Origin of the sequence: Mucilaginibacter ginsenosidivorans (genome assembly GCF_007971025.1) — a bacterium.
Taxonomy (GTDB): Bacteria; Bacteroidota; Bacteroidia; order Sphingobacteriales; family Sphingobacteriaceae; genus Mucilaginibacter; species Mucilaginibacter ginsenosidivorans.
On record NZ_CP042436.1, the window covers coordinates 2,862,713 to 2,885,459 of the forward strand.

27 protein-coding genes are annotated in these 22,747 nt (G+C 44.6%); 16 read left to right on the top strand and 11 right to left on the bottom strand.

Annotated features, from left to right (window positions below; translation table 11 throughout):
- Positions 1-23: 23 nt before the first annotated feature.
- Both FRZ54_RS13080 and FRZ54_RS13085 read right to left on the bottom strand, forming a co-directional pair.
- The gene (locus FRZ54_RS13080) at positions 24-656 is read right to left on the bottom strand and encodes a LysE family translocator (RefSeq protein ID WP_147032047.1); all 633 of its coding nucleotides are present in this window, start codon (positions 654-656) and stop codon (positions 24-26) included.
- Positions 657-705: 49 nt separating this feature from the next.
- The gene (locus FRZ54_RS13085) at positions 706-1,053 is read right to left on the bottom strand and encodes a response regulator (protein WP_187359622.1); all 348 of its coding nucleotides are present in this window, start codon (positions 1,051-1,053) and stop codon (positions 706-708) included.
- A 221-nt stretch (positions 1,054-1,274) separates the two neighbouring features.
- Here FRZ54_RS13085 and FRZ54_RS13090 point away from each other — a divergent pair, with 221 nt between their 5' ends.
- Entirely contained in the window at positions 1,275-2,048 is a 774-nt protein-coding gene (locus FRZ54_RS13090) for an enoyl-CoA hydratase/isomerase family protein (protein WP_147032049.1), read from the top strand.
- Between the two features lie 147 nt (positions 2,049-2,195).
- Positions 2,196-4,841 carry a PAS domain S-box protein gene (locus FRZ54_RS13095; protein WP_147032050.1) on the top strand — a complete coding sequence of 882 codons (2,646 nt, stop codon included), beginning with the start codon at positions 2,196-2,198 and terminating at the stop codon, positions 4,839-4,841.
- A gap of 42 nt (positions 4,842-4,883) precedes the next feature.
- On the opposite strand, the gene FRZ54_RS13100 is transcribed toward FRZ54_RS13095, so the two are convergent.
- Complete coding sequence (locus FRZ54_RS13100; RefSeq protein ID WP_147032051.1) at positions 4,884-5,093, bottom strand: hypothetical protein; 210 nt, start codon at positions 5,091-5,093, stop codon at positions 4,884-4,886.
- Positions 5,094-5,292: 199 nt separating this feature from the next.
- Here FRZ54_RS13100 and FRZ54_RS13105 point away from each other — a divergent pair, with 199 nt between their 5' ends.
- The 3 genes from FRZ54_RS13105 (at position 5,293) to FRZ54_RS13115 (ending at position 7,854) form a co-directional block, all read left to right on the top strand.
- On the top strand, positions 5,293-5,790 hold the full coding sequence (locus FRZ54_RS13105; protein WP_147032052.1) for a hypothetical protein: 498 nt from the start codon (positions 5,293-5,295) through the stop codon (positions 5,788-5,790).
- Positions 5,791-6,536: 746 nt separating this feature from the next.
- The gene (locus tag FRZ54_RS13110) at positions 6,537-7,208 is read left to right on the top strand and encodes a sensor histidine kinase (RefSeq protein WP_187359623.1); all 672 of its coding nucleotides are present in this window, start codon (positions 6,537-6,539) and stop codon (positions 7,206-7,208) included.
- 4 nt (positions 7,209-7,212) lie between these two features.
- A complete protein-coding gene (locus FRZ54_RS13115; protein WP_147032054.1) occupies positions 7,213-7,854 on the top strand; it encodes a response regulator transcription factor in 642 nt (213 codons plus the stop codon).
- A 1-nt stretch (position 7,855) separates the two neighbouring features.
- Here FRZ54_RS13115 and FRZ54_RS13120 read toward each other — a convergent pair whose 3' ends face one another.
- From FRZ54_RS13120 to FRZ54_RS13130, 3 genes are read right to left on the bottom strand one after another with little or no spacing between them, the layout of a single operon-like run.
- On the bottom strand, positions 7,856-8,923 hold the full coding sequence (locus FRZ54_RS13120; protein ID WP_147032055.1) for a winged helix DNA-binding domain-containing protein: 1,068 nt from the start codon (positions 8,921-8,923) through the stop codon (positions 7,856-7,858).
- A 7-nt stretch (positions 8,924-8,930) separates the two neighbouring features.
- Entirely contained in the window at positions 8,931-9,227 is a 297-nt protein-coding gene (locus FRZ54_RS13125; protein WP_147032056.1) for a chaperone modulator CbpM, read from the bottom strand.
- Between the two features lies 1 nt (position 9,228).
- Positions 9,229-10,152 carry a DnaJ C-terminal domain-containing protein gene (locus FRZ54_RS13130; RefSeq protein WP_147032057.1) on the bottom strand — a complete coding sequence of 308 codons (924 nt, stop codon included), beginning with the start codon at positions 10,150-10,152 and terminating at the stop codon, positions 9,229-9,231.
- Between the two features lie 427 nt (positions 10,153-10,579).
- On the opposite strand from FRZ54_RS13130, the gene FRZ54_RS13135 reads away from it, so the two are divergent.
- The 4 genes from FRZ54_RS13135 (at position 10,580) to FRZ54_RS13150 (ending at position 13,414) form a co-directional block, all read left to right on the top strand.
- A complete protein-coding gene (locus FRZ54_RS13135; protein ID WP_147032058.1) occupies positions 10,580-11,179 on the top strand; it encodes a GIN domain-containing protein in 600 nt (199 codons plus the stop codon).
- Positions 11,180-11,301: 122 nt separating this feature from the next.
- Positions 11,302-11,637, top strand: coding sequence for a cupin domain-containing protein (locus FRZ54_RS13140; protein ID WP_147032059.1), 336 nt, complete (start codon positions 11,302-11,304; stop codon positions 11,635-11,637).
- Between the two features lie 40 nt (positions 11,638-11,677).
- Complete coding sequence (locus tag FRZ54_RS13145; protein WP_147032060.1) at positions 11,678-12,730, top strand: hypothetical protein; 1,053 nt, start codon at positions 11,678-11,680, stop codon at positions 12,728-12,730.
- A gap of 27 nt (positions 12,731-12,757) precedes the next feature.
- Positions 12,758-13,414 carry a CPBP family intramembrane glutamic endopeptidase gene (locus tag FRZ54_RS13150; RefSeq protein WP_147032061.1) on the top strand — a complete coding sequence of 219 codons (657 nt, stop codon included), beginning with the start codon at positions 12,758-12,760 and terminating at the stop codon, positions 13,412-13,414.
- Positions 13,415-13,484: 70 nt separating this feature from the next.
- Here FRZ54_RS13150 and FRZ54_RS13155 read toward each other — a convergent pair whose 3' ends face one another.
- Positions 13,485-14,276, bottom strand: a complete 792-nt coding sequence (locus FRZ54_RS13155) for a LytR/AlgR family response regulator transcription factor (protein WP_147032062.1) — start codon at positions 14,274-14,276, stop codon at positions 13,485-13,487.
- A gap of 199 nt (positions 14,277-14,475) precedes the next feature.
- Here FRZ54_RS13155 and FRZ54_RS13160 point away from each other — a divergent pair, with 199 nt between their 5' ends.
- Together FRZ54_RS13160 and FRZ54_RS13165 are read left to right on the top strand one after the other, a co-directional pair.
- Positions 14,476-15,102: a YceI family protein gene (locus FRZ54_RS13160; RefSeq protein WP_147032063.1), complete on the top strand. Its 627-nt coding sequence runs from the start codon at positions 14,476-14,478 to the stop codon at positions 15,100-15,102.
- Positions 15,103-15,204: 102 nt separating this feature from the next.
- The gene (locus FRZ54_RS13165) at positions 15,205-15,717 is read left to right on the top strand and encodes a GNAT family N-acetyltransferase (RefSeq protein WP_147032064.1); all 513 of its coding nucleotides are present in this window, start codon (positions 15,205-15,207) and stop codon (positions 15,715-15,717) included.
- Between the two features lie 23 nt (positions 15,718-15,740).
- Here FRZ54_RS13165 and FRZ54_RS13170 read toward each other — a convergent pair whose 3' ends face one another.
- Together FRZ54_RS13170 and FRZ54_RS13175 are read right to left on the bottom strand one after the other, a co-directional pair.
- Entirely contained in the window at positions 15,741-15,956 is a 216-nt protein-coding gene (locus FRZ54_RS13170) for a hypothetical protein (protein ID WP_147032065.1), read from the bottom strand.
- A 194-nt stretch (positions 15,957-16,150) separates the two neighbouring features.
- Positions 16,151-16,843 (bottom strand): HAD family hydrolase, encoded by a 693-nt coding sequence (locus FRZ54_RS13175; RefSeq protein ID WP_228462475.1) that lies wholly within the window; start codon positions 16,841-16,843, stop codon positions 16,151-16,153.
- A gap of 113 nt (positions 16,844-16,956) precedes the next feature.
- Here FRZ54_RS13175 and FRZ54_RS13180 point away from each other — a divergent pair, with 113 nt between their 5' ends.
- Together FRZ54_RS13180 and FRZ54_RS13185 are read left to right on the top strand one after the other, a co-directional pair.
- The gene (locus tag FRZ54_RS13180) at positions 16,957-18,072 is read left to right on the top strand and encodes a hypothetical protein (RefSeq protein ID WP_147032066.1); all 1,116 of its coding nucleotides are present in this window, start codon (positions 16,957-16,959) and stop codon (positions 18,070-18,072) included.
- 149 nt (positions 18,073-18,221) lie between these two features.
- Entirely contained in the window at positions 18,222-18,581 is a 360-nt protein-coding gene (locus FRZ54_RS13185) for a DUF1493 family protein (RefSeq protein WP_147032067.1), read from the top strand.
- A gap of 126 nt (positions 18,582-18,707) precedes the next feature.
- On the opposite strand, the gene FRZ54_RS13190 is transcribed toward FRZ54_RS13185, so the two are convergent.
- Both FRZ54_RS13190 and FRZ54_RS13195 read right to left on the bottom strand, forming a co-directional pair.
- Positions 18,708-19,052 (bottom strand): YciI family protein, encoded by a 345-nt coding sequence (locus FRZ54_RS13190; RefSeq protein ID WP_147032068.1) that lies wholly within the window; start codon positions 19,050-19,052, stop codon positions 18,708-18,710.
- 28 nt (positions 19,053-19,080) lie between these two features.
- Positions 19,081-20,328, bottom strand: coding sequence for a hypothetical protein (locus FRZ54_RS13195; protein WP_147032069.1), 1,248 nt, complete (start codon positions 20,326-20,328; stop codon positions 19,081-19,083).
- 215 nt (positions 20,329-20,543) lie between these two features.
- Here FRZ54_RS13195 and FRZ54_RS13200 point away from each other — a divergent pair, with 215 nt between their 5' ends.
- The 3 genes from FRZ54_RS13200 to FRZ54_RS13210 are packed head-to-tail and all read left to right on the top strand — an operon-like array spanning position 20,544 to position 22,747.
- Positions 20,544-21,467: a PD40 domain-containing protein gene (locus FRZ54_RS13200; protein ID WP_147032070.1), complete on the top strand. Its 924-nt coding sequence runs from the start codon at positions 20,544-20,546 to the stop codon at positions 21,465-21,467.
- A gap of 4 nt (positions 21,468-21,471) precedes the next feature.
- A complete protein-coding gene (locus tag FRZ54_RS13205) occupies positions 21,472-22,107 on the top strand; it encodes a hypothetical protein (protein WP_147032071.1) in 636 nt (211 codons plus the stop codon).
- A gap of 1 nt (position 22,108) precedes the next feature.
- Positions 22,109-22,747, top strand: a complete 639-nt coding sequence (locus FRZ54_RS13210; protein ID WP_147032072.1) for a LamG domain-containing protein — start codon at positions 22,109-22,111, stop codon at positions 22,745-22,747.

Consider the following 22,747-nt stretch of genomic DNA (forward strand, 5'->3'; position numbering starts at 1 on the left):
TGGATGATATGACTACATGCAGGTTATTTTTTGGTTGCCATCGCCATTTTAATGCCAAGGCCGATAAACATCAGGCCGGTTACTTTTTCCTGTATCAGCCAAACTTTTGGGTTGCGCTTAAAAAAGTTGCCGGTTTTACCAAGGATGTAAGCGATCAATATAAGTACCAACGTGCCTTGTACTGCAAACCAAAATCCAAGGAAAGCCAATGTCAGGTTAAAAAAATGGGAGGCCGGATCGATAAATTGCGGCAGGAACGACAAAAAGAAAATGGCCACTTTGGGGTTAAGCGCATCCGTAATAAAACCCTGTTTAAAATGCTTCCAGTTACTGCTGCGATTCATAACTGAAAGCTTTGCATCGGTATCGGGTTTAATCAAAAGCGCTTTTATTCCGAGACAGATCAAATACGCAGCCCCGGCAAACTTAATAATACTGAAAAGGTAAGCCGATTGGGCTATGATGAGCGATAGCCCCAGCACTGCCGCTGAAATGTGTACAAAGCAACCGCAGAAAATTCCGAGGGCCGAGATCATCCCTATCCTGACTCCATTAGAAATGCTTCGCGAAGCAACGAACAGGACGTCGTTGCCGGGCGTGATGTTAACTAATAGTGTAACGGTGAAAAACAGCCAGGCATTTTGAATATGGAACATGTTCAGATGTATTTTTTATAAAAATAACGATCTGGACAATACGGCGCACTTACGAATATCTTTTTAAAATGTCGGTCAGTGCGTCAATATTAAAAGGTTTTTCCAGGTAAGCGTTGGCACCGCATTTTTCAGCCAGGTCCTTCAAGTGAGGTACGGCAGAAATCAGCACTACCGGGATATTACTCGTTGTTTTGTCCGATTTTAGCTTCTTGACCAGGTCGCTGCCCCGTACGCCAAGTAACAGTTCGTCCATCAATATCAGGTCGGGGTTTATGGAATCAAGAGCGGATAACGAAGAGCCGTCAGAACAAGGTATGGCCTCATGTCCTTCATCCTGCAATATATAATCCAGCACCTCTTTGATGTCCAGGTTATCTTCGATCACTAAAATTTTCAATAGTTTACTGTTGATTAAAATTTTAAATTAGAAACTAAAAATACATATTTTTAAGATATTTCCATAAAGATATGAAAGCAATTTTGGATTAATTCTGAACTATTTCTGTAGCAGATTAATCCGGCACCTTATTAAACATCAGGTAATACCGTTACTTTTGATTAGTAATTAAAATCTGCTGATATTTGCGACGTAATTTTACATGGTTATACCGCTTTACTATGCCTCAGTCACCTAACGGAAACGTAACCTCACAAACAAACGGCGGGATCACCACTATCTCTTTTTATCATCCCGCGCAGAATTCGTTGCCGGCCGACCTGTTAAGCCGCTTAGCTTCCGAGATTGAAAAGGCCGGAAAAAGTGCGGATACACGGATTATTGTGCTAAAAAGTGAGGGCGAACGTACTTTTTGCGCAGGCGCAAGTTTTGATGAGCTTTTACAAATAAAAGATAAAGAAGCAGGCACGCAATTCTTTTCCGGCTTTGTCAATGTTATTAATGCTTGCCGCAAGTCTGAGAAGATCATTATCGCCCGTGTACAGGGTAAGGCTGTTGGCGGGGGAGTAGGTTTAGCTGCTGCAGCCGATTATTGCATGGCTACTGAAGCTGCCGCTATCAAATTAAGCGAACTCGCAATAGGTATCGGGCCCTTTGTTATTTCTCCCGCAGTAATACGTAAGGTAGGATTACCTGCATTTTCGCAACTTACTATTCGGGCGGTCGATTTTCAGACGGCGCAATGGGCAAAGGAGAAAGGGCTCTACAACGATGTGTTTGCTGATATTCAAGGTCTTGACGAAGCGGTTGATGCGTTGGCCGCGAAACTGGCATCCTACCATCCTGATGCACTTACGGGATTAAAGCAAATATTGTGGGAAGGTACCGAAGACTGGGACAAACTGCTTGCCGAACGCGCTGCCATCAGCGGCGAACTGGTGCTTTCGGAATTTACGCAACATGCGTTGAATAGCTTTCTTGACGGGAAGCGCTGATCTGTATTGCTACTTATTCTGCTAACCTTCTGATCTTTCTGATTTTTAACTTTAGATTTAGTATTTTATTTCTTTTTAGTGAAACTTACGGTGAAACCCCGTTGGATTTAAATCGTTATAAGGTAAGAAAAAGCGTAGGCTCTGTTAATGTCTGATCAAAAGAAAAGTAAAGTAATTATTGCTGTAAGCGTAGTTACAATTGTTATCAGCGTTATTGTAATGTGCGGGTGGGTTTTTAACGTCCTGGTTTTAAAGGAGATAATACCCGGCTTTGTGCCGATGGTTTTCAATGCCGCACTTTGCTTCGTGTTGTTTGGTAGTGCGTTGCTTGTCCGGCAAAGCTCAAAAATGCGATATAGTAAAACAATATTTGCGACGCTGTCTGTATCAGGCGCTTTTATCGGTTTAATAACGTTATTGCAATTTCTTTTTCATTTTAATACGGGGTTGGATGAACTGTTTATAACTGATGCCGAGAAAGTATCGTCGAGCCACTTATACCCTGGGCGCATGGCTTACAACGCAGCTGTCAATTTCTCGCTGCTGGGTGTTGGTTTTATACTACTTACCGCAAAAAGCCGAATAGCAAACCTTTTGGCACAATATCTTTTCCACGCCGTCAGCATACTTTCCATTGTCGCGTTAATAGGCTATTTGTATGGCGTATCCCTGTTCAACACGCTTCTTTATGTAAGCTCGATGGCTACACACACTGCCATCCTGTTCCTGTTGCTTTCTATTGGCGCAGCAATGTTGAATCCAACTCTTGGTTTGGTCAGGTTATTTACCGGCAAGCAGATCGGCAACCAATTAGCGCGCCGGCTTTTCGGTCTTATCCTGATAATGGTAATCGCTTTCGGGTCGTTAAGATTACAGGCGCGCTACGAAAAAATATTTACACTTGATATCGGTATTTCGTTGCTTGCGGTTTGCTTTCTGTTAGGCAGCATCATTATTTTATGGAGCACGGCTAAATGGCTGAACAGGATCGACACCAAACGCTCCGAAGCCGAGGCCGAAGTAAAGCTGATGAATGCAGAGCTGGAACAACGGGTTGCAGAACGCTCGGCGGAGATTGTAAAAAGCGAGGAAAAATATCGGTCGCTTATCGAACAGGCTTCTGACGCTATTTACGTGCTTGATTTTGGCATGAACTTTACCGAAGTAAATGCCAGCATGTGCAAAATTATGGGCTACACCCGTGAAGAACTGCTGCAAATGAACGTGGGGGCGATTATCGATCCTGAAGAATTGAAAACTGACCCGCTAACCACCTCTCCGGACATAACGGGGCAGTCAATTGTCCGCGAGCGAAGGTTCATGCGAAAGGACAGGTCGGTGTTTACCGTCGAGATCAATGTCAAGAAATTTTCGGATAACAGGATATTGGTTATGGCGCGCGACATCTCGGAGCGAAAACGCATAGAGAGCGAATTGAAGGATGCCGAGCTGAAATTCAGGACAATCGCCGAGAAATCAATCGTGGGGGTTTATATTGTACAGCACGGGAAATTCATCTACGTAAACCCCCGGTTTGCCGGAATATTTGGATATGAACCTGCGGAACTTATAAATACCGTACCCGTGGAAACGATTATTCACAAAAGCCACAGGCACATTACAACGGAGAACGTGAGGCAAAGAATGGAGGGAGAGATCGAGAGCGTACACTACGAGGTGATGGGGCTGAAAAAGGACGGCACAACCAATTGGGTGGAATTTTACGGCAGCAGGGCAACTCTGGGAGGAGTTCCAACGATCATCGGATCGATGGTTGATGGAACCGAGCGCAAGCAAGCCGAAGAAGAGCTTAAAACATCGGAGCAGAAATACAAATTGCTTTTTGATAGTAACCCGCTGCCGCTTTGGATGATAGCGAAGGACGACCTGTCTGTTATAGCGGTTAATGATGCTGCTGCCCGGCTGTACGGTTACACCAAAGACGAATTGTTGACCATGGACGTTAAAGCTTTGCGTGCCGAAGAAGACAGGGAAAAGCAACTTGAAGGCTATAAGGAGGAATTGACAAGTTCGGCAAATGGGCGCATCATCCGGCATATAAAAAAAGACCGGACGATAATGTATGTGCAAGTAACCGCCCATGATATAATATTCGACGGCAGGCCCGTTAGACTTTCACTTACCAACGATATCACCGAGAAATTGCTTGCAGAAGAAGCGCTAAAAAAATCCGAAGCCAACCTGCAAACTATACTGAATACCACCGATACCGCCTACGCGATGTTTGATACGCAATTGAAGGTGCAGGCGTTTAACCAGAGGGCTATTGATTTTGTTATTGAACAATACAACCATGTCCCGGAGAAGGGCGATAACCTTGCCGACTTTTTCCCACGCGACCGTTTCCCGCAGTTTGTTGAGTATTTGAAAATGATATCGCAGGGGCAACACATCAACTATGAAGCAGACTATCCTAAAAAGAAAGGGGGCAAGGTTTGGTACGATGTAAGATTGTCGCCGATAATGAATGAGCGCAAAGAAGTGCTGGGCACGCTTATGGCCCTATATGATATTACCGAAAGAAAGGCAAACGAGCAGAACCTTCGGGAAGCCTACGAAAGCATCCAAAACCATATCGAAAGCATTAAGGGTATGGCCTGGAAACAATCGCATCTGATACGCAGCCCCGTGGCCAACCTGCAGGCCCTGGCCAAAATGCTGAAGGACCACCCTGCAGATGCCGAAGTACTTGCCCACTTGCAAGCCGAAGTCGACCGGCTGGACGAGATCATCCACGAAATGGCCAAAGAAGCAGCCGCACATAATGTATAAAAAAGCTCGGCAGGGGGAGCTGCCGGGATTAGGGCTTAGGGTCTACTTACAAATCTTTCCTATTATCGCGTCCCCGGCCGCAACTATTACTCCAATTATTACTTTCAGCGCCGGATTTTTCAGCGCAGCTTCAAGTAATTCGAGTCCTTCCTTTACAGTCGGCCATAATTCGCAAAGTTTGCCTGGTCCTGCCAATGCAGCTTCATCAAGGCTGATATTGTTCGCATTTTTTAAGATGTCCTGTGTATTCATGATTTTTGAAATTTGGATGAATATTTAATAGTTCAAATTTCGAAGCGAATAACAAGGAGCTTTGCCGTAGAAATAGCTTTTCTGACAGGGTGTTTTCACGGTATAAAAATGGGTGAAAAAACGGTGTTTAAATGGCTGTTGTTTAGGAATTTAGTGGTGTTAATTAATTAAATTAGTTCACCTTAAAACCCTAATTAAAATGTCAATCCGAAAAATTATTACGCTGGAAGCAGCGCCAGCTCCTGTTACCAAAGACATGGTTATAAAGATGGTTAATTATTATCGCAAAAATCGAAGACTTTCTGATAAAAGCTCTTTGAAATTTGCGCACATACCATTGACTGAGCTCTTAGAACTGTTTGTCGCTAATAACATAATCGACCCTTTGTCAACTGACCAACACGCACGAATAGTGCCTTTTGGCATTAAGGTTTACATGGCAAATCATGCCGATGATCTGGATACTTGCCCGGACCGCCGTGAAGATTACAGACTAAGAGATACTGTGATAGTTTGCAATACGGAATTAAAGGACTTAGCTTCACCTAAAATCGGCAAGATATGGAGGGACATGTTAAGCGATAATGTAATAATTGGTTCAAGTGCAGGTACCGGTTTAGATAAATCCACAATATGCCCGCCGGATTGTCCCGGCAAGGTTGATTCCATGGAAGATGTTTCCACTATCGAAGATTAGTGTTCAATGCTAAATATTCACTATCCTTTAATAGCAGAATGGCTTTGCTTTGTCTTAGCCATTTTGTTGTTAAAGCATGAAGACAAATATTGGAATACCCTACGGTTTTATCTCGGCTTTGTAGTATATACCGAAAGCATAGCTTATTATATGATCGTCGTCGCCCGGTGTTCGTCCAACAACTGGCTGTATAATATTTCAATTCTTTTTGAGTATGGCTATGGGATTTGGATGTTATCGCACTTAATTAATTTAAAAAATATAAAGCCTGTTTTTTGGATCGCCTGGTTATTGTTCTGCGGGAGTTATCTCGTCGAATATTTAAACCACAACGGAATTGCTATTTTCTTTAATACCGCCGACACGGTTGGGTCGGAAGTGATGATGGTACTATGCATGATTTACTATTTTTCTTTATTTAAAGAAGAAAAATATGTGAACCTTTTGAAAGAACCGGCTTTTTGGTTTGTGTCGGGATATTTCATTTTCTATACCACTTCGATAGGCACAGATACCTTTTTTAAAAAGTTGGTTGATACGACAAAGATCCATTCAATTTCTTTACGATATATCATAATGAAGTTTTTGAATCCGGTATTATATGGCTTTTGGATAATATCCATCGTATGTACAAAGAGCAAGAGGAAATTAATACAGCAATCCTGATTACTTCGGTAATATTTCTGACAGTAGCGTTGGGTTTGATCTTGCTTTTGCTTATTTATAATCAGCGAAGGAAAAAACACATGGAAGAAAAAGAACAGATGAAAGTAATTTTCGAAGCAGAGCTTATCAAAACCCAAATGGAGATACAGGAACAGACTCTCCAAACTATTGGAACCGACCTGCACGATAACATTGGCCAATTATTGAGCCTTACATCTTTGACGCTGAATTCTATCGAACTGGATAATCCGGACAAAGCCCGGCAAAAGATAAACGCAGCCATTGAGCTGAATCTGAAATCGATCAAAGAAATGCGCCAGCTGGGCAAATTGCTGCATGGCGAACAATTATTAAAGCTGGGCCTGGAAGAAGCTATCCGCAGCGAGGTTGGCTGGATCGAAAAGTCGGGCCGGTTTGCGATAGTTTTCAATATTTGTGGTGACAGGCCACTGGCAAATAATGCGGATAAGGACCTGATATTATTTCGTATAACGCAGGAGATATTGAATAATATCATCAAGCATTCGGGCGCGGGCGAGATCACCTTTAAACTGGACTACCCGGAGAACGGCATCAGGCTGCAGGTTATCGACAATGGTGAGGGCTTTGAAATTGATCAGTTGCCCGAGGAGCAAAAGGGTATGGGGCTGAAAAATATCCAGAAACGTGCCGAGATAGTCGGCGGCACTATATTTATTCAAAGCAAGCCCGGTGAAGGCACCTGTGTCGATATATTTATACCTTATCCTTAAAAAAATGGAAACCGAAACCATCCAAATCGCCATTGTAGATGACCACACGCTTTTCCGGAACGGTGTAGCAAGCCTTATGCGCGAGTTTGATGACTTGCAGGTTGTTTTTGAAGCGGAAAACGGCGTACAGATGCAGGAGGCCCTGGCCAAATATTCTGCCCCGGATGTTATCCTGATGGATATTAACATGCCCGTTATGGATGGCTATGAAGCTACGGCCTGGCTAAAGAAGAATCGACCCGACGTAAAAGTTTTGGCGCTCAGCATGTTTGAAGATGACCAGGCAGTTATAAAAATGATCAAATGCGGGGCATGCGGTTATGTGCTGAAAGAATCCAAGCCAAGGGACCTACTCGAAGCGATAAAGACCATCCATGCTAAAGGGGTCTATATCAACGACATGGTCTCCGGTAAGCTGGTCCGTTCGGTCGCTGACGGAGATAACGGTGCCGATATTTCAAAAAAGGAAATGGAATTCCTTAAATATTGCTGCTCCGAACTTACCTATAAGGAGATAGCTGATAAAATGTTCGTCAGCCCGCGAACAGTTGACAATTACCGGGAAGCTTTATTCCTGAAACTAAACCTGAAATCGCGTACCGGGCTGGTGTTGTATGCCATACAAAACCAGTATTTCAAATTCTGAATCACTGCACTTTTACGACAGCTTCTTTCAGCCCCAGGAATTTGGCATATCGTTTAGCTGCGCTGTTAATAGCGGCATAAGCCGGTTTGCTCAGCTGTTTGAAAACAGTAATATTAATAACAGCAGCACTCTTCTTTAACTCCCGTTTCCAAATGCCTTCTATTTTCCCGTTGACAATAACCGTATGATTAAATATAGTACCGCGCGGATCAGCTTTGTTGATATTCTTCTCAAGAATGGTCGCGCTGCGGTCCTTATAGCTTACAATATACTCATCATAGTTTGGCAGCAGGTAGGCTTTATTGGATTTGATTGGTTCTATGCCGGATTCAGCAAACCAATAGCCTTCTTTATTCGCCAATTTGGGCTTTACCATTTCAAGCCCGGCTTTGCAGTCGGCAATGGTCAGACCACTCCACCAGGCAAAGTCCTGTAAAGTAGCTGGACCGTGGGCTATAAAGTAGCGGCCGGCGATTGTAGCCAGCGCTTCCTCACGATTTATTGCTGCTATTTTCGGTGCACGTTCATCAAGCAGGGCATAGGTCAGTTGTTTTCCTTCTACGCCGCCGCTGCAAATTAATTGGCACAATTCCATCTCCATCATAATATGCACAAAGCGCTGCTCGTCGGTTTTTATGCCCGCATTCTTTAATGTATCAATAAGTTGCGTGCGCGCCAGTTGTTTGCCGCCTTCCAATTCCCTGATCAGCGTGTCCGAGCATTTGGAGAAAACCTTATCATCCAGTTCCAATTGCCGGTGCCTGGTTGCTGCAATAGCCTGCACGCGGGCGGCGGTGAGGTCCAGCATCCACCTGATATCTTCCCTGGCCACAAAATGCCAGGTTGGGCGCATTACATGTGTTCGCAGGATATCGCCGTTATTAAAAGCCTTTTCAATTATTTTATCAGTCCCACTTATTATCCGCTGACCGATAGCCCATTTGGCGCCGTTGTAATCCTGTGCCTGCACGGCCCCAAGCCATTTTACCATATCGGCGGGCCGGGTAAACTGCGGTTCGGCCAGGTGCTGGTTTTGCAGCCGCAATAAGATAAGGTTCAAATCGGACATAGGCTATTTAATCCTCTTCGTACCGCCGCAAACGGTTGCGTAAGTTTCGCATTTCTTCCTGTATACGCTCAACGCGCTGCAACAAATGCGTTATAGCTTCGATACCGGCCAGGTTAATTTCAAGCTCCGTATGCAGCCTGGCCATGCGTTCCAGTTTTTGCAACTCAGTCTCCGGGATATAGGTTCCTTCGTTTGTCGCCCTTACCTCTATTAAGCCTGCTTCGCTTAACGAATCAATGAATGTGTACTCGATATGATGATAGGTGCAAAACTCTTTAGCTGCTATTAATCCTTTGGTTGCCATACTATTTGGATTTTGATAGTTCAGTGAACAATTCTTTCTGCTTTTCGGTCAGGTTAGTCGGCATCTGTATATCATAGGTTACCAGCAAGTCGCCTGAGTGCCCTTCGTGTTTGTACACCGGCAAGCCCTTGCCTTTCAGCCGGATGGTGCTGTTGTTCTGCGTCTCAGGCGCTACCTTGATCTTCACTTTGCCGCTTAATGTATCGATTGTTACTTCGCCACCCAGTATTGCTGTATAAAGGTCGAGTTTGGCGGTGGTGTAAAGATTTGCTCCCTCTCTTTTAAAGTTTTGATCGGCGGCAACCAGGAAGGTAATATACAGGTCGCCTGTCGGCCCGCCGTTTACGCCCGGCCCGCCATGCCCTGCAATTTTGATGATCTGCCCGTTCTCAACACCTGCGGGTATCGTAATACGAATGTTTTTCCCGTTAATGGCAAGCGTTTGCTTGTGCGTCTCGCTTATATCTTTTAAGGTTAGCTTAAGTTCGGCGTTATAATCTTGCCCGCGATACCTGGCCTGCCTGCCCCCGCTGCGGCCGCCACCGCCGCCAAACATCGACTGAAAAAAGTCCGAGAAGTCACTACCTCCGCTGAAATCCTCAAAATTCTCAAATCCCTGGCCCTGCCCGGTCCCAAAGCCGCTGTACTGACGGCCGCTTTGTGCCCGCTGTTGCTGCGCGTATTTCTCGTACTCCTCACCGTGCTGCCAGTTTTCGCCGTATTTATCGTATTTCTTGCGCTTTTCAGGGTCGCTTAAAACCTCATTGGCTTCATTTATCTGCTGAAACTTTTTGTTCGCTTCGGTATCGTTCGGGTTCAGATCGGGATGGTATTGCCTTGCCAGTTTGCGGTAGGCGGCTTTTATATCCTTTTCGGTAGCGCTTTTTTCAATACCCAGTATCTTGTAATAATCAATAAAGGCCATATTAGCTGATTAACCCTTGCGGATGTTATAAGTTTTATTGATATAAAATTAGCACTAATCGGGGAAACAAAAGTATGACAACCATCATATTCAAAAATGACAGAAGGGGGTGTCACTTGGGGCGAAAATATCTTTGGCGGAATAGGCGCGCCATCTAAAATTTCTTTTGGATTTAACCAAAAACACGACGATTTTTGGTTACCTGACCGATCGGTTTATTTATTTAAACGGGTAATTTGTATCAGGTAATGTAATTTAAGTATTTGATTATTAGTAATTTATGTAAATTTTATGATATTTATCACTTAGTGTGTTTGTGACACTATTATGATAAATCATGTCGAATAAAATCTCACCTTTGCGGCATATTAAACCGGGTAATAATACCAATCGGTTTATATAGAAAATAATTAATATACAAAAGGAAATGAAAACCAAGATTTTATCCTTAACCCTGTTAGCCGTTGTGTTGGCAGGATTTACCAAAAACACTTACGCCGCTGCTTCGGCCGGTAGTAACTACACAGTTTTGAACGATATCAAAGCCATTAATAAGATCGAAGTTCGCGGCAATGTTGAATTGTTTATTTCGGACAACGCCGCCGAAAAAGTAACCGTTTATAATAAATACTATGCTGAGAGCGCTTTGGTACAAAGCAAAAACGGCGTGTTGCGCATATCATCCTACACTCCTGAAAAACTGGTAGTTTGGGTTAGCTCGGAAAGCCTTCGCTCTGTTTCGGCATTTGATAACGCTGAGATCAAATCGTTCGGCAAGGTTTCGAAGATCGAATTTAATATCGACCTGCACGATAACGCATCTGCCAAGTTAGATTTTGATGCATATAGCGCCAATGTAACACTGAGAGACAACGCAACTATCGAACTGAGCGGTACTGTCGAGGAGTTTGGCGTAAACCGTACCCTGGGTTCCATGGTGATCAACAAGGGCCTTTCGGTTGCTCATAACAACGAAAACAAAATTGTCGGTCAGGCAGGTAAAGTTGCACTGGCAGGCCTTGAATAAGAATTTTTCATAATAGGTTTAGGTTTACATAGTGTTAGGGGCCGTCCGCAATTGCGGACGGCTTTTTTTTGTTGGCGATATAGTCGCCCGGTTGTATCTTTAGACACTCATTAAAACCTACTATGGACACCACCATTTTCAAGTATTTCGCCGACATCCCGGTTAAAGAAGTAGCGCCCGGATACTTCTCCAAACTCATACATACGGATAATAACACCATCAATTTCATCGAAGTAGCTGCCGGTCGCGCTGTGCCTCGTCACAAGCATCTTCATCAGCAGTATACTTTTGTGCTCGAAGGGCAATTCGAGCTAACAGTAAATGATGTTCCCCAGGTACTCGACCCCGGCATGTATGCGCTGATACCTTCAGAGGCTTACCATAGCGGCGTGGCCGTTACCGATTGTAAACTGCTGGATGTTTTTAGCCCGGTACGCGAGGATTACAGGCAGTTGTAAAAGCATTTGAAGCCTGATCAAAACAAATTCAATTATAGTTATGAAAATCAGACTCACAACCGCACTCTTTCTATCGGTCATTCTATGTGCAGGGGCAATTAAGCTACCCGTTGCAAAGACTATTGGCATGGGATACCAGCCGCAGATCAGTACGGATGTTAAGGGGGTTATAAGAGTTGTATTCGGCCGGAATGATAATATATTTTGTGCTACCTCGACTGATAAGGGCGCATCATTTTCGACCTCTGTACTTGTCGGTCATGTTGCCCAGATGCACCTGGGTATGGCAAGAGGGCCCCAACTGGCGAGTTCGGCACGATATAGTGTTGTTACTGCGATGGATAAAAAGGGGGATATTCACTATTTCGTACTCGATCATCAAAAAGGTAAGTGGCAGGACATGGGTTTTGTTAATGATACCAGGTCCTCGGCTCCCGAAGGGTTAATGAACATTGCCTGTGATAGTCAGGATAACTTTTATGCTACTTGGCTGGATATAAGGCTTAACAAAAGGAATAATATTTATTTTTCGGCAATGGTGGCCGGGAAAGGCAGCTGGCTTAAAAATAAGCTGATTTATCGCTCTCCCGACGGGCATGTTTGCGAATGCTGCCGCCCTTCGATAGCGGTTAAGGGATCAAATATCGCCGTCATGTTCAGAAACTGGCTCGACGGCTCGCGCGACCTGTATTTAGTTACCTCAGACAATAAGGGCCTGGCCTTCGGTAACGCGGCAAAACTTGGAAAAGGCACCTGGCAACTCAATGCCTGCCCAATGGATGGTGGAGGGTTGACCTTTAATGCCGATAACACCATTAACACCACATGGCAAAGGCAAGGGATGGTATACTACTGTAAACCAGGCACTACGGAGAAAGAAGTTGGCAAAGGCAGGGACTGTAGCATCATTTCTGACAATGGCCAGACTATAGTTGCCCTAACTACCGGTGACGAAATAAAGTACCGGAACATACAAACTGCTGCCGAAACAACTGTAGGCAAGGGAAGCTACCTGAAAACCATGGTATTGGTCGGGAATAAAGTGTTATGTATTTGGGAAAACGATAAACATATTGAAACCAAAATTTTATAAAAAGACCGTTTATATCTGCCAGTAGTGATGAAAGGTAAGAATAACAATCTGCGGATTATTCTTGATGTCCTTTTAATTGCATTTGTAATGCTGTTCCCGCATTACGGGCATTTGCCCATGTACGCCTATCCTTTTGTGGTGCTGGGAGTGATTTGGGTGTACCTCAATTTTAACGGCGAAAGTTTTACCGCTATCGGTTTCCGGTTTGCTGATCTGAAATGGCGCGCTTTTTACGTAGGTGGAGCCATAGGGGTAATCTATGCCGTATTCCATTTTTATTTGCTGGGCCCTTTTCTAACGCATTTAGGATTCAGGCACTCAAATCTGTCCGATTTCGCCTACCTGAAACATAATGTAGCTAAATACCTGTTATTGATAGTGCTGGCCTCGGTTTTGGTGATACCGTATGAGGAGATCGCTTTTCGCGGTTTTGTGCTGAACCGCCTGAAGACCATATTCGGCGATAAAGGCACGGTACTTTCCGTCAGCGGTATCCTGTCTGCTGTACTGTTCGCCCTGTATCACATACAGGAAGGCTGGGGCGCAGTGGTGGCGATATTTGTATTTGCGCTGGTAATCACAGCGGTTTACCGGTACTTTAAAAGCAACCTTTGGTATGCCATCTTCTTCCATATTACCTACGATATTTTTATGCTGACGATGATATTGCTGGGCAAAATGTGAGCGCACAAAAGCCCCTGCTGTCCGGGTCTTTCAGCTGAACTTAGGGAAAGCCCGATGATAGGATAAAATGCTAACTCGCCAGCAAATGCCTGTAGCTGCGTCCTATCGGTATGGTTTCGTTATTGATTAGCACCAGTTTATTGCCCTGCAGGTGTTTTATTTTGCTGTTGGCCACCATGTACGATTTATGCGCACGTACGAAATGTTTCGGCGGGAACAGTTCCTCCACAATTTTAAGTGATCCTTTTACAATGATCTTACCTTCGGTGGTATAGATGATCGAATAATCCTTTAATCCCCGGATGTAATAAATAGAATCGAGCGGGGTCTTGATCTTTTTGGTTCCTGACTTCAGGAAAATATAGTCAGTGTCTTTGTGACTAGTGATCACGATGGAGGCCTCGCGCTTCAACTCCTCCTGCAAGTGCTTCAGTTGCTGTCGCTGCTCATACCAATCTATACTCAATTTAAAAGCGACTGTTACGGCTAAATACCAGGCAGTGGTTAACAGGTTAAACGGAACAGATGCCCGGAAACTTTTATAGGTCCTCCAGCTCAACACCTCACCGTACAGGTAAAAATCGTACAAGCTTTGCAAACCCACATAGGCAGCAATGGATAGCAGTAACAAAGCAAAATAGGCTGCATATTTTCGTGCCGAAAAGTATTTGGGGATAAGGTAAAAGATATGAAAATACGATAACGATATAATAAGCGCTAACCTGACTACCGTGCACTCGGCAAAGTGGCCCAGCCCGGCTTTTAATATCAGGTAACGCCGGTCGTACAGGAATATCATAGTGATAATGATCCAGAAAGCCAGGTGAAGCAATTTTTTAACGGTTGGCCATTTCAGGTTCATAAGAGAATTTTTTCTGCAATGATCAGTATAAAACAGACAAACGGCTAATTGAATAGACCAACATCCGATTTAATAGACGAACGCCAAGGAGCATATCCATAACTGAATATACATCTATTAATTGAGGGTTTGGTCTACTTTATTTTAAATCGCCGGAGGCGCTGCCTAATCTTGTCCCGGAATTTTAAAACGAATCATCATGAAAACATTATTCATTTCCCTGCTCATCCTCGGTAGCGCCCTGGGTAGCAAACCAACCAACCCGGCAACAGGTGCCGGAGGTGTAAGCGTATTAAAAGTTGATCCTGCAACGAGCACAATTAACTGGAAGGCAGAAAAGGCGACCGGCTCCCATGCCGGCACAGTCGCGATTAAGTCTGGCACACTCACCATGTACTGCGGACAACTTGCTAAAGGAACGGTGCTGATAGACATGAGCGCCGTGTCGGTAACCGACCTGGCGGCGCCCGACAAGCAAAAGCTCGAAAATAATTTGAGGGGCGATAATTTCTTTGACACAGAAAAATTTCCGGAGGCCAGGCTTGAGATAGTTTCGGTTGATCACAGATCGGAGAAGCTGCATCATTTCGTCACTGTTCTCGGCAATATCACCTTGCATGGTATCACCAAACAAATAGTTTTTACAGCAGATGTTGCCAAAAGCAATTATAACGATTTCGCAGGGCAAGCTGATATTACGCTCAACCGTAAAGATTTCGGCGTGGCCACCAACAACATTAAATATAACACCTTTATTTATAAAGATATCCGGTTGCATGTTGCAATCCAGGCTAACAAAACAGACGAGCAGGTAACTTCGTTGTGAGTTTGTTTCAAAAAAGTCCCTCTCATCCCGGGAGGGACTTAAATATAAAACACGCTTCTGACAAAATTTGCTCCATTCCCTGCAAACATTTAGGTTTGCGCCATGTCAATTACTAAAGCTACAATTGCCGATACAACGGAATTAACCGCACTTGTTAACAGCGCCTACCGCGGGCAGTCGTCGCAGGCAGGATGGACCACCGAAGCTCATTTACTGGACGGTATTCGCATCGACGAGGAAACCATGAAGGGTTACCTGCAGTCGGGTGATATAACCATTTTGAAATACTGCAACAGCGAAGGAAAGATAATCGCCTGCGTTTACCTGGAGCCAAAAGACAACAAACGCCTGTATTTGGGGATGCTCAGCGTGTCACCAACCTTGCAGGCAGGGGGCATTGGGCGGCAGTTACTGCACGAGGCCGAGATATGGTGCCATAAACTTAATTGCGGGGTTATTTATATGACGGTGATCACCACGCGTACCGAATTGATAGACTGGTATAAGAGAAGGGGATATGTCGATACAGGTAAGCGGGAGCCTTTTCACGATGGCACGCGTTTCGGGATACCGAAAGCTCATATTGAATTAATGGTGCTGGAGAAAGAAGTTTGACCCCCAAAAGACAAATTGAAGGTCTAATTTTCTGCGAAAATGAAAATCTCTTTCAAGTCGTTAACCATCGGGAAAGGTACTTTGCAGTTCTCCTTTAATTTCAGTGTGGCATAAGGACCGAATTGTAGTTCAAAATAGTCTAAAATATGCTTATTCGTCACCCGGAAGAATATATCGTACTTGCTTTGTATTTCTTCTAATTTTTGTTCGGCCTCGGCCGGTGCCTCAATCCCACTCATGGTATTTTTTGCGATGTTTAGTTTAAGTGTTAAACCTGGTTTTCAAAAATAGGAAGCCCGAACTCATGGTCCTGGAACGGCGCATCAAAGTGACCTATTTAATACAATGATAGGCCGATTTTTTATCATGAAAAATGATGCAGGTCACTTCAGGAAATGATCCTTTTGCAGATGGTATTGGCTGCTGGTTGCCGTTAATTCAACAACAATGTCAATACTTCTTTCAAATGCTCCACATGCCTGAAATTAGCGTGTTCTAAATTTGTTTCTACATGCTCATGTGCCCAGGTGGTATGGTACGGAACATGAATGGCATGCCCGCCAATGTTTAAGACAGGAATCACGTCCGACTTTAGCGAATTGCCTATCATCATAAATTCAGATGGCGGAATATCCAAATGACGTATCAGCTTGCGGTAATCAGCCTCGCCTTTTTCCGACATCACTTCGATGTGGTGAAAATAATTGCTCAACCCCGATTTTTTTAGTTTGCGTTCCTGGTCCAGCAGGTCGCCTTTGGTGGCCACAACAATCCGGTAGTGGCCCTTCAGCGCTTCAAGCACCTCTTTTACATTATCCAGCAGTTCGATAGGTTCGTTCAACAATTCCTTGCCAAAACCGATGATTGTCTCAATAGCATCAACGCTGATGGTATTTCCGGACACTTTCAACGCCGCCTCTATCATCGACAGGATATAGCCTTTTATACCATAGCCGTATAAGGCAAGGTTTTCAATTTCGATCTTTAAAAGCTCGCGCGATAGCGTATGCTGCGGCATAAAATCCTCCATCAGCTCGCAAAATTTCTTTTCAGTTTCCTGGAAATAAGGCTCATTTACCCATAGGGTATCGTCGGCATCAAAAGCAATAACTTTAATGTTCATCATCGTACCAAAATCGATGCAATAATAAGTTTTTGATGGTCAAGAATTTCGCTTTAGAGGTAATAATTGTTCAAAAAAAGATACATATATTGCGCTATCCTAAACTTTTTGACAAAATGATAAAAAATTACTCCCTCAAAAACTTACTGCTTATCGCCGCCGGTTCACTGCTTTTCGCTATAACATCCTGTAAAAAGGACAGCAAAACACAGGTAGCTCCCGGGGACGAGGTTGCAAAGCCGAAGACGCTCGGGTTTTACGAGACCAATGTCAATTCGAACCGTATATTGATGATGGCTGTATCGAAGATAGGCACGCAGGCAACCGGCTATAAATTGGTATTCGACACGGGGTCGGGCGGAATGGTGATGGATGCCAATGGCATTTTACCTGTATCGATGATCACTGCTGATGGTTTTACTTTTTCGGGTGATTCGACCGTGGTCAACGGTATCACGGTAACCAAGCAAACTTCGCATGTGGTTTATGGCGATGATAACAATACCAAGGATACGGTTTACGGCAACCTGGCCTATGCCGACGTTACCGTTGGCGATGCCAATGGCAACATTGTGGTTAAGCACATGCCTTTTTTCTTGTATTACAAGGCGGTAAATAATAAAGGGTTCCAATTTGGCGCACATTCTTTTGATGTACTGGGTGTTTCTTCGGAGTATGATATCACTTTTGCCGGCGGAGCGTACATTACCAGCCCATTCAGCTATTATGATCCGGGTAAAGGTTTGTTAAGAGGGTTTAAAATGGCTGCTCTTGGTTTATCTCATTTTTCCGATGCTGGCACTTATGTGCCTGCGCTAACCCTGGGGTTGACCAAAGCCGATATTAATTCGGGCTTTAGCGTAGTGCAGTTGCTATATTTAAATGGTGACGGCTATATACCAGTTGTCCCTGGTTTAATCGGGGTTTCGAATGACAGTGTGGCGGCAGAAATGCTGTTCGACACGGGGACTTCCCCCTATAGTTACATTATGGAACCGAATGCGCCAACCGGGAATGTATTTGTTATCCCAACTAATAGCCGTATTACTATTGCCACCAGTACCGGGTTTAGCTATGGCTATAGCGTAGGCGAAAATCAAAACCGTACTCTTGTTGAAAATCCTGCCACTTCAGGTTCTGGTATTTCAGTGTTTGGTCTTGATTTTTTTATCGAAAACGAGTATTTGCTCGATTTTACAGATCATTTCGTAGGCATAAAAAAAACTAATTAAGCCGGCTACTACAAGTTTTTAATTAAAAGACCCCGGGAATTGTTCGCCTGAACCTCCCGGGGTCTTTTTTTTCTTTTTTTCGGGAACGATGCAACCTGTTTTGAAAAAGGGGTGTCTTATAACCAGCTGATCACCCCAAAGTATCTGAGATGGAAGAAGTATTGCCCGAATTAAAGGAGTTTATTACAGGCTATTGCGAACGGTACAGGATAGCCAAGATCGATCCCGAAGCTTTGACCGTAGACACAAGTATCGACCTCGACCTGGATATAGTTGATATTGAAATGGACCTTTTTCTCGCCGAATTTACCGATACATTTCGCATCGATAATTCGAGGTTCACCTGGTATAAGTACGGGTACCCAAAAGGCTCGCCAACTGTCGAAGTGATACGCCGGCTGTTCGGCTACCGGTCGCCATGGGTAAAAAAACTGGCAAACCGGTTATATACGCCAAAGTTCAGGGTTTATAATCTGCAGCAGGCCGTTAAAAGCGGAAGGCTCGAATAAAGATAACAGGCAGATATTCTTTTAGCAGCAGGCAGGGAACGGAGTAGCCTCTATCGGCGGGCTCAGCTTTCAAATTCCAGATACCTTCCGGTTTGGGGTTGCTTCGTTCCGTGTCTGCAGCGCGGACTATCCTGTCACCTGTAGTTCCCTCACCTCCAAATACCCGTCTACTTCAAATACCGGTATCTCGCGGGCCATCTCAACTGCTTTATCCATGTTCTCTGCTTGTATTAACAGGTAACCGCCTACTATTTCTGCTCCAACTTTGTGTATGCCGTCTATCACTTCGGCATCCGGCCCTTTTATTATTTTTCCGTTAAGTGAAAGTGCGCTTCCACCTAAAAAATTTCCGGTTGGGCCGTGTTTTTCAAACCATTTGTTCCAGTTGGCACGATGTGTTGATTGTTGCTCTTCAGTAGGCCGGTCGGCACGACCGTCGGGCTCGCGTACCAGGATAATGTATTTAGTCATAGTAGCAGATAGTAATAGTTTTTTGCTTTTAATAAGCCTGGAAGATCAATTTATCTCCCTGCTTCAAAGTGATATTTTTGACGGACCCGGTACCCTGGAAAGTATAGCCCATGCCTACAATATTTTCATCGTAAGGCGGTAATTGCGATTGATAAACCAGTTTATTGTTCACGTAGTATTGTATCTTATCTTTTGCACTGCGGCAATCAACCTTTACCCACTGCGACAGGTCGGACCCGAACCCGGAAAGGTCATGGTCCTTGCCCGATTCGAAATAGCGCCCGTTAAGCAGTGCAAGGTTGGATATGCAGCCCTTGGCCGACAAAGGAATAATAACGGGACTGTTGTCGGTAAATAACATTATATTGATGAACTCGCAGGCGGCTGCACCGTCGTGAAAATCATTTTTTATCTGCACACTGAATGAAAAGTTCTTTAAGGGAACAGGAGCGAAGTTGCCAACATTATAAAGCTCGGTAACAGGTGGCTGGGGTCCGAGCGGGATGTTTTTTTTGGTGATGGTAGCAGGCGTCACGTTCATAACCCCATCGCCAATAAATTCTTTTGTATCGAGATATACCGGGATGGGCTGATTAGCTATCAATGCGAGCCAGCCATCGGTAGGTATCATCAGGGTGTGTTCTTTCACTATTTTATTATTCACCAATAACTTTGCATGATAAAAACCGGGACGATAATATACAGATGTAAAAGTATGCCGTGCCTTATCAACAACCGATCGCGTTGTTGGGTCCCAGGATTGCTGGATGAAGACTGAATCGGATGGATTTACCCTGGCATCGTAATCAAATATAACCGAATTGGGTATGCTGCGCGTTACGGGCCTGCTGCTGAAAGAAAATACGCCTTTAACAATAGGCCCAGGTTTCCTCACATACATCGCTACCAGGCTGATCATCGCCACGGCTATGATCAATAATGCGGCGCTCCGCCAGGTTTTGCGATATTTTCCGGTTCTGGCAGCCGGGGCCGAAGTAGTTTCCCTTGTCGGACTGGCTTTGCGGGCAAAGGCTCTCCAGTTATCGAATCCGGCAAATTTCGCCAAAGTATCTAAAGTAGTGCTGCTTGGCAGATGATTGTATTCAACACGCCCCCAAAGCCGGCGTAATGTACTGGCGCTTAACGAGACTTTGGTTTTATCCAGGATGAGCTGGTTCAACAATTCAAAATCCTTACCCTGCCAGCGCGATGATTCGCCCCAGTCAAGCTGCTGTTCAATAATGGACAAAAGTTGTTTTACGGCTGAACTTTCCATGTAACGGAGAAAACGTGTCAAGATACAGTTATCTGATTAGACGAACAATATGAGGCTTTTGTGACAAGGTATTTTCACTTTAACAATGTGCTGTATATCAGCATGATGAAACTTGAAAAAACTTGAACCTGAAATGAATTGCCCCGGTTTTTCCGAAAACCTAAGTTTGAGTTAAAGCTGCCCCACGCTGTTTAAATCAAATTCAACTAACCAATATGAAGAAGCTAATTATGTCGATGCTATGCCTGTTTGCTGCCGGCGAATCGTATGCCCAAACCGGTATTTGGGATACACCTGATGCTTACCTGGGGCAAAAACCACCCGGTGATACGCCAAAGGTGTTCGCTCAAAAATTATTGACGAAGAAAGATACTTTCGCGTTCGACAGGGTCGCCTTTTCGGCCGATGGCACGGAATTTTATTACCCCAGCAGTAATACCTGGTTCGATAGCAAACCCAACAAAATACGGTATTTCAAATTCGGGAAAGGTAAATGGCACGGCCCTTACATATTTCAGCCCTATTACTATGCGCCAACTTTTTCGCCGGACGGTAACACACTTTATTTATTAGGCGGTGTGAAAGACGGTAAGCATTCATTTGTATCACAGGTGCATCGTAAGCCCGGCGGCGGCTGGACCGATCCTGTCGTCTATTTAAAAAAAGAGTACGGCCTGTACGATTTTATGCCAACCAGCAGCGGTGTGTGCTATGTGGGCAGCAATGTACATAAAGGGAAGATGCGTGATTTTAGTGATTACGATATAAGTTCGCTTACCATGTCGGCGAAAGATACGGTGGTCAAAAGCCTTGGTCCGCCCATTAACACACCGGGTTTCGATGGCGACTTTTTTGTGGCCAAAGACGAATCCTACATCATCGTCAGCGCTAAGGAGACCAAAGATTTTGAATGCGAGTTGTGGATCAGCTTTCATAAACCGGATAAAACCTGGACGAGGCCTGTTAGTCTTGGTCCGCTGATCAATAATGGTGCGGCGCATCGCTGGGGTGAATATGTATCGCCTGATGGCAAATACCTATTCTACTCAACTGGGCATGGCCCGAAGGACTGCCATATAGTATGGGTGAGGTTCGATTATCTTCTGGCCAAATTGAAAAAGGAAAACCTTAAAAATTAAGACCATGAAGAAGCTCTTTTTTTTATTAGCAATGCTCACGTCCGTAGGCACAGCATTTAGCCAAAAACTCGATCTGCAAAAAATGCTCGCAGGACACAAGCTGGCTGGAGTTCCGGCAAGCGACGCACAGCCGATGCAGGATGGCGACAAAAAAGGCATTACCATCAAAAATAATGTATGGCTCACCGGCGTCGATTTTAGTTATGGGACTATCGAGGTAGATATAAAGGGTCGCAATGAGTTTCTGCATAGCTTTCCCGGAATAGCATTCCATGCCGCGGATACTTCCAAAAATTATGACGTAGTGTATTTCCGGCCTTTTAATTTTCAACATGCCGATACTGCGCGCCGCAAATGGTCTGTACAGTATGTCAGCCTGCCATACTATCCCTATGATCGTTTGCGAAAAGAAAACACAGGCCAGTTTGAAAGTGAGATATTTCCAAACCCTAAACCTGGGGGCTGGCTGCATGCACGAATTGTTGTGAGCCGCGATAGCATTAAAGTTTATGTGAACGGCATGAATAAGCCATCGCTGGTGACTAAAAACCTGCAAATGAGACCAAACGGGCAGGTAGGTTTATGGGCCGACCTGACAACTGCCGACTTTGCCAATTTATCCATCAATAAAGATAACTGAGATGAAAGCTTTGTTCACAGTGCTGCTGTTGACTTTGACCGGACTGGTCTTCGCGCAGCAAAAAAAGATACACGATTACTCCGTGATCAAGCCTGCCCAATGGGTGATCCCCAACTCGGGCGGGGTAAGTTACAGCATGGGCAATTACCTGGGTTCGACGGCACTGATGATCAGAAAGAATTTTGCTGACTATAAGTTCGGGGCGGTCGCCTACCCAAAAGGCCTGAATTTCACCGATGGCGAGATCGAACTCGACCTGGCATCCACCACGGGTACCGAATACCTCGGCTTTGCATTCAGGATAAAAGACGCGCATCATTACGAAACGGTTTACTTCCGGCCGGCGTCATCAGGCACCATCAACGCCATCCAGTATATGCCTGAGAAAAAGGCCGAATTTAATTGGTGGGATTACGAGGATGCCAAACACCAGGCGAAAGCTACGTTGCCGGCAAAAACCTGGTTCCATGTAAAAGCGGTGATCAAAGGGCGGCAATTGACGGTGTATGTCGATCACCAGGATAAACCGGCAATGATCTATAACAGCCTTGATCCCGGACTTAAAAGCGGTTTCGTCGGTTTCTGGTTCGGTAACAATTTAGAATGCGCCTACAAGAACCTTGTCGTTAAAACCTATTGA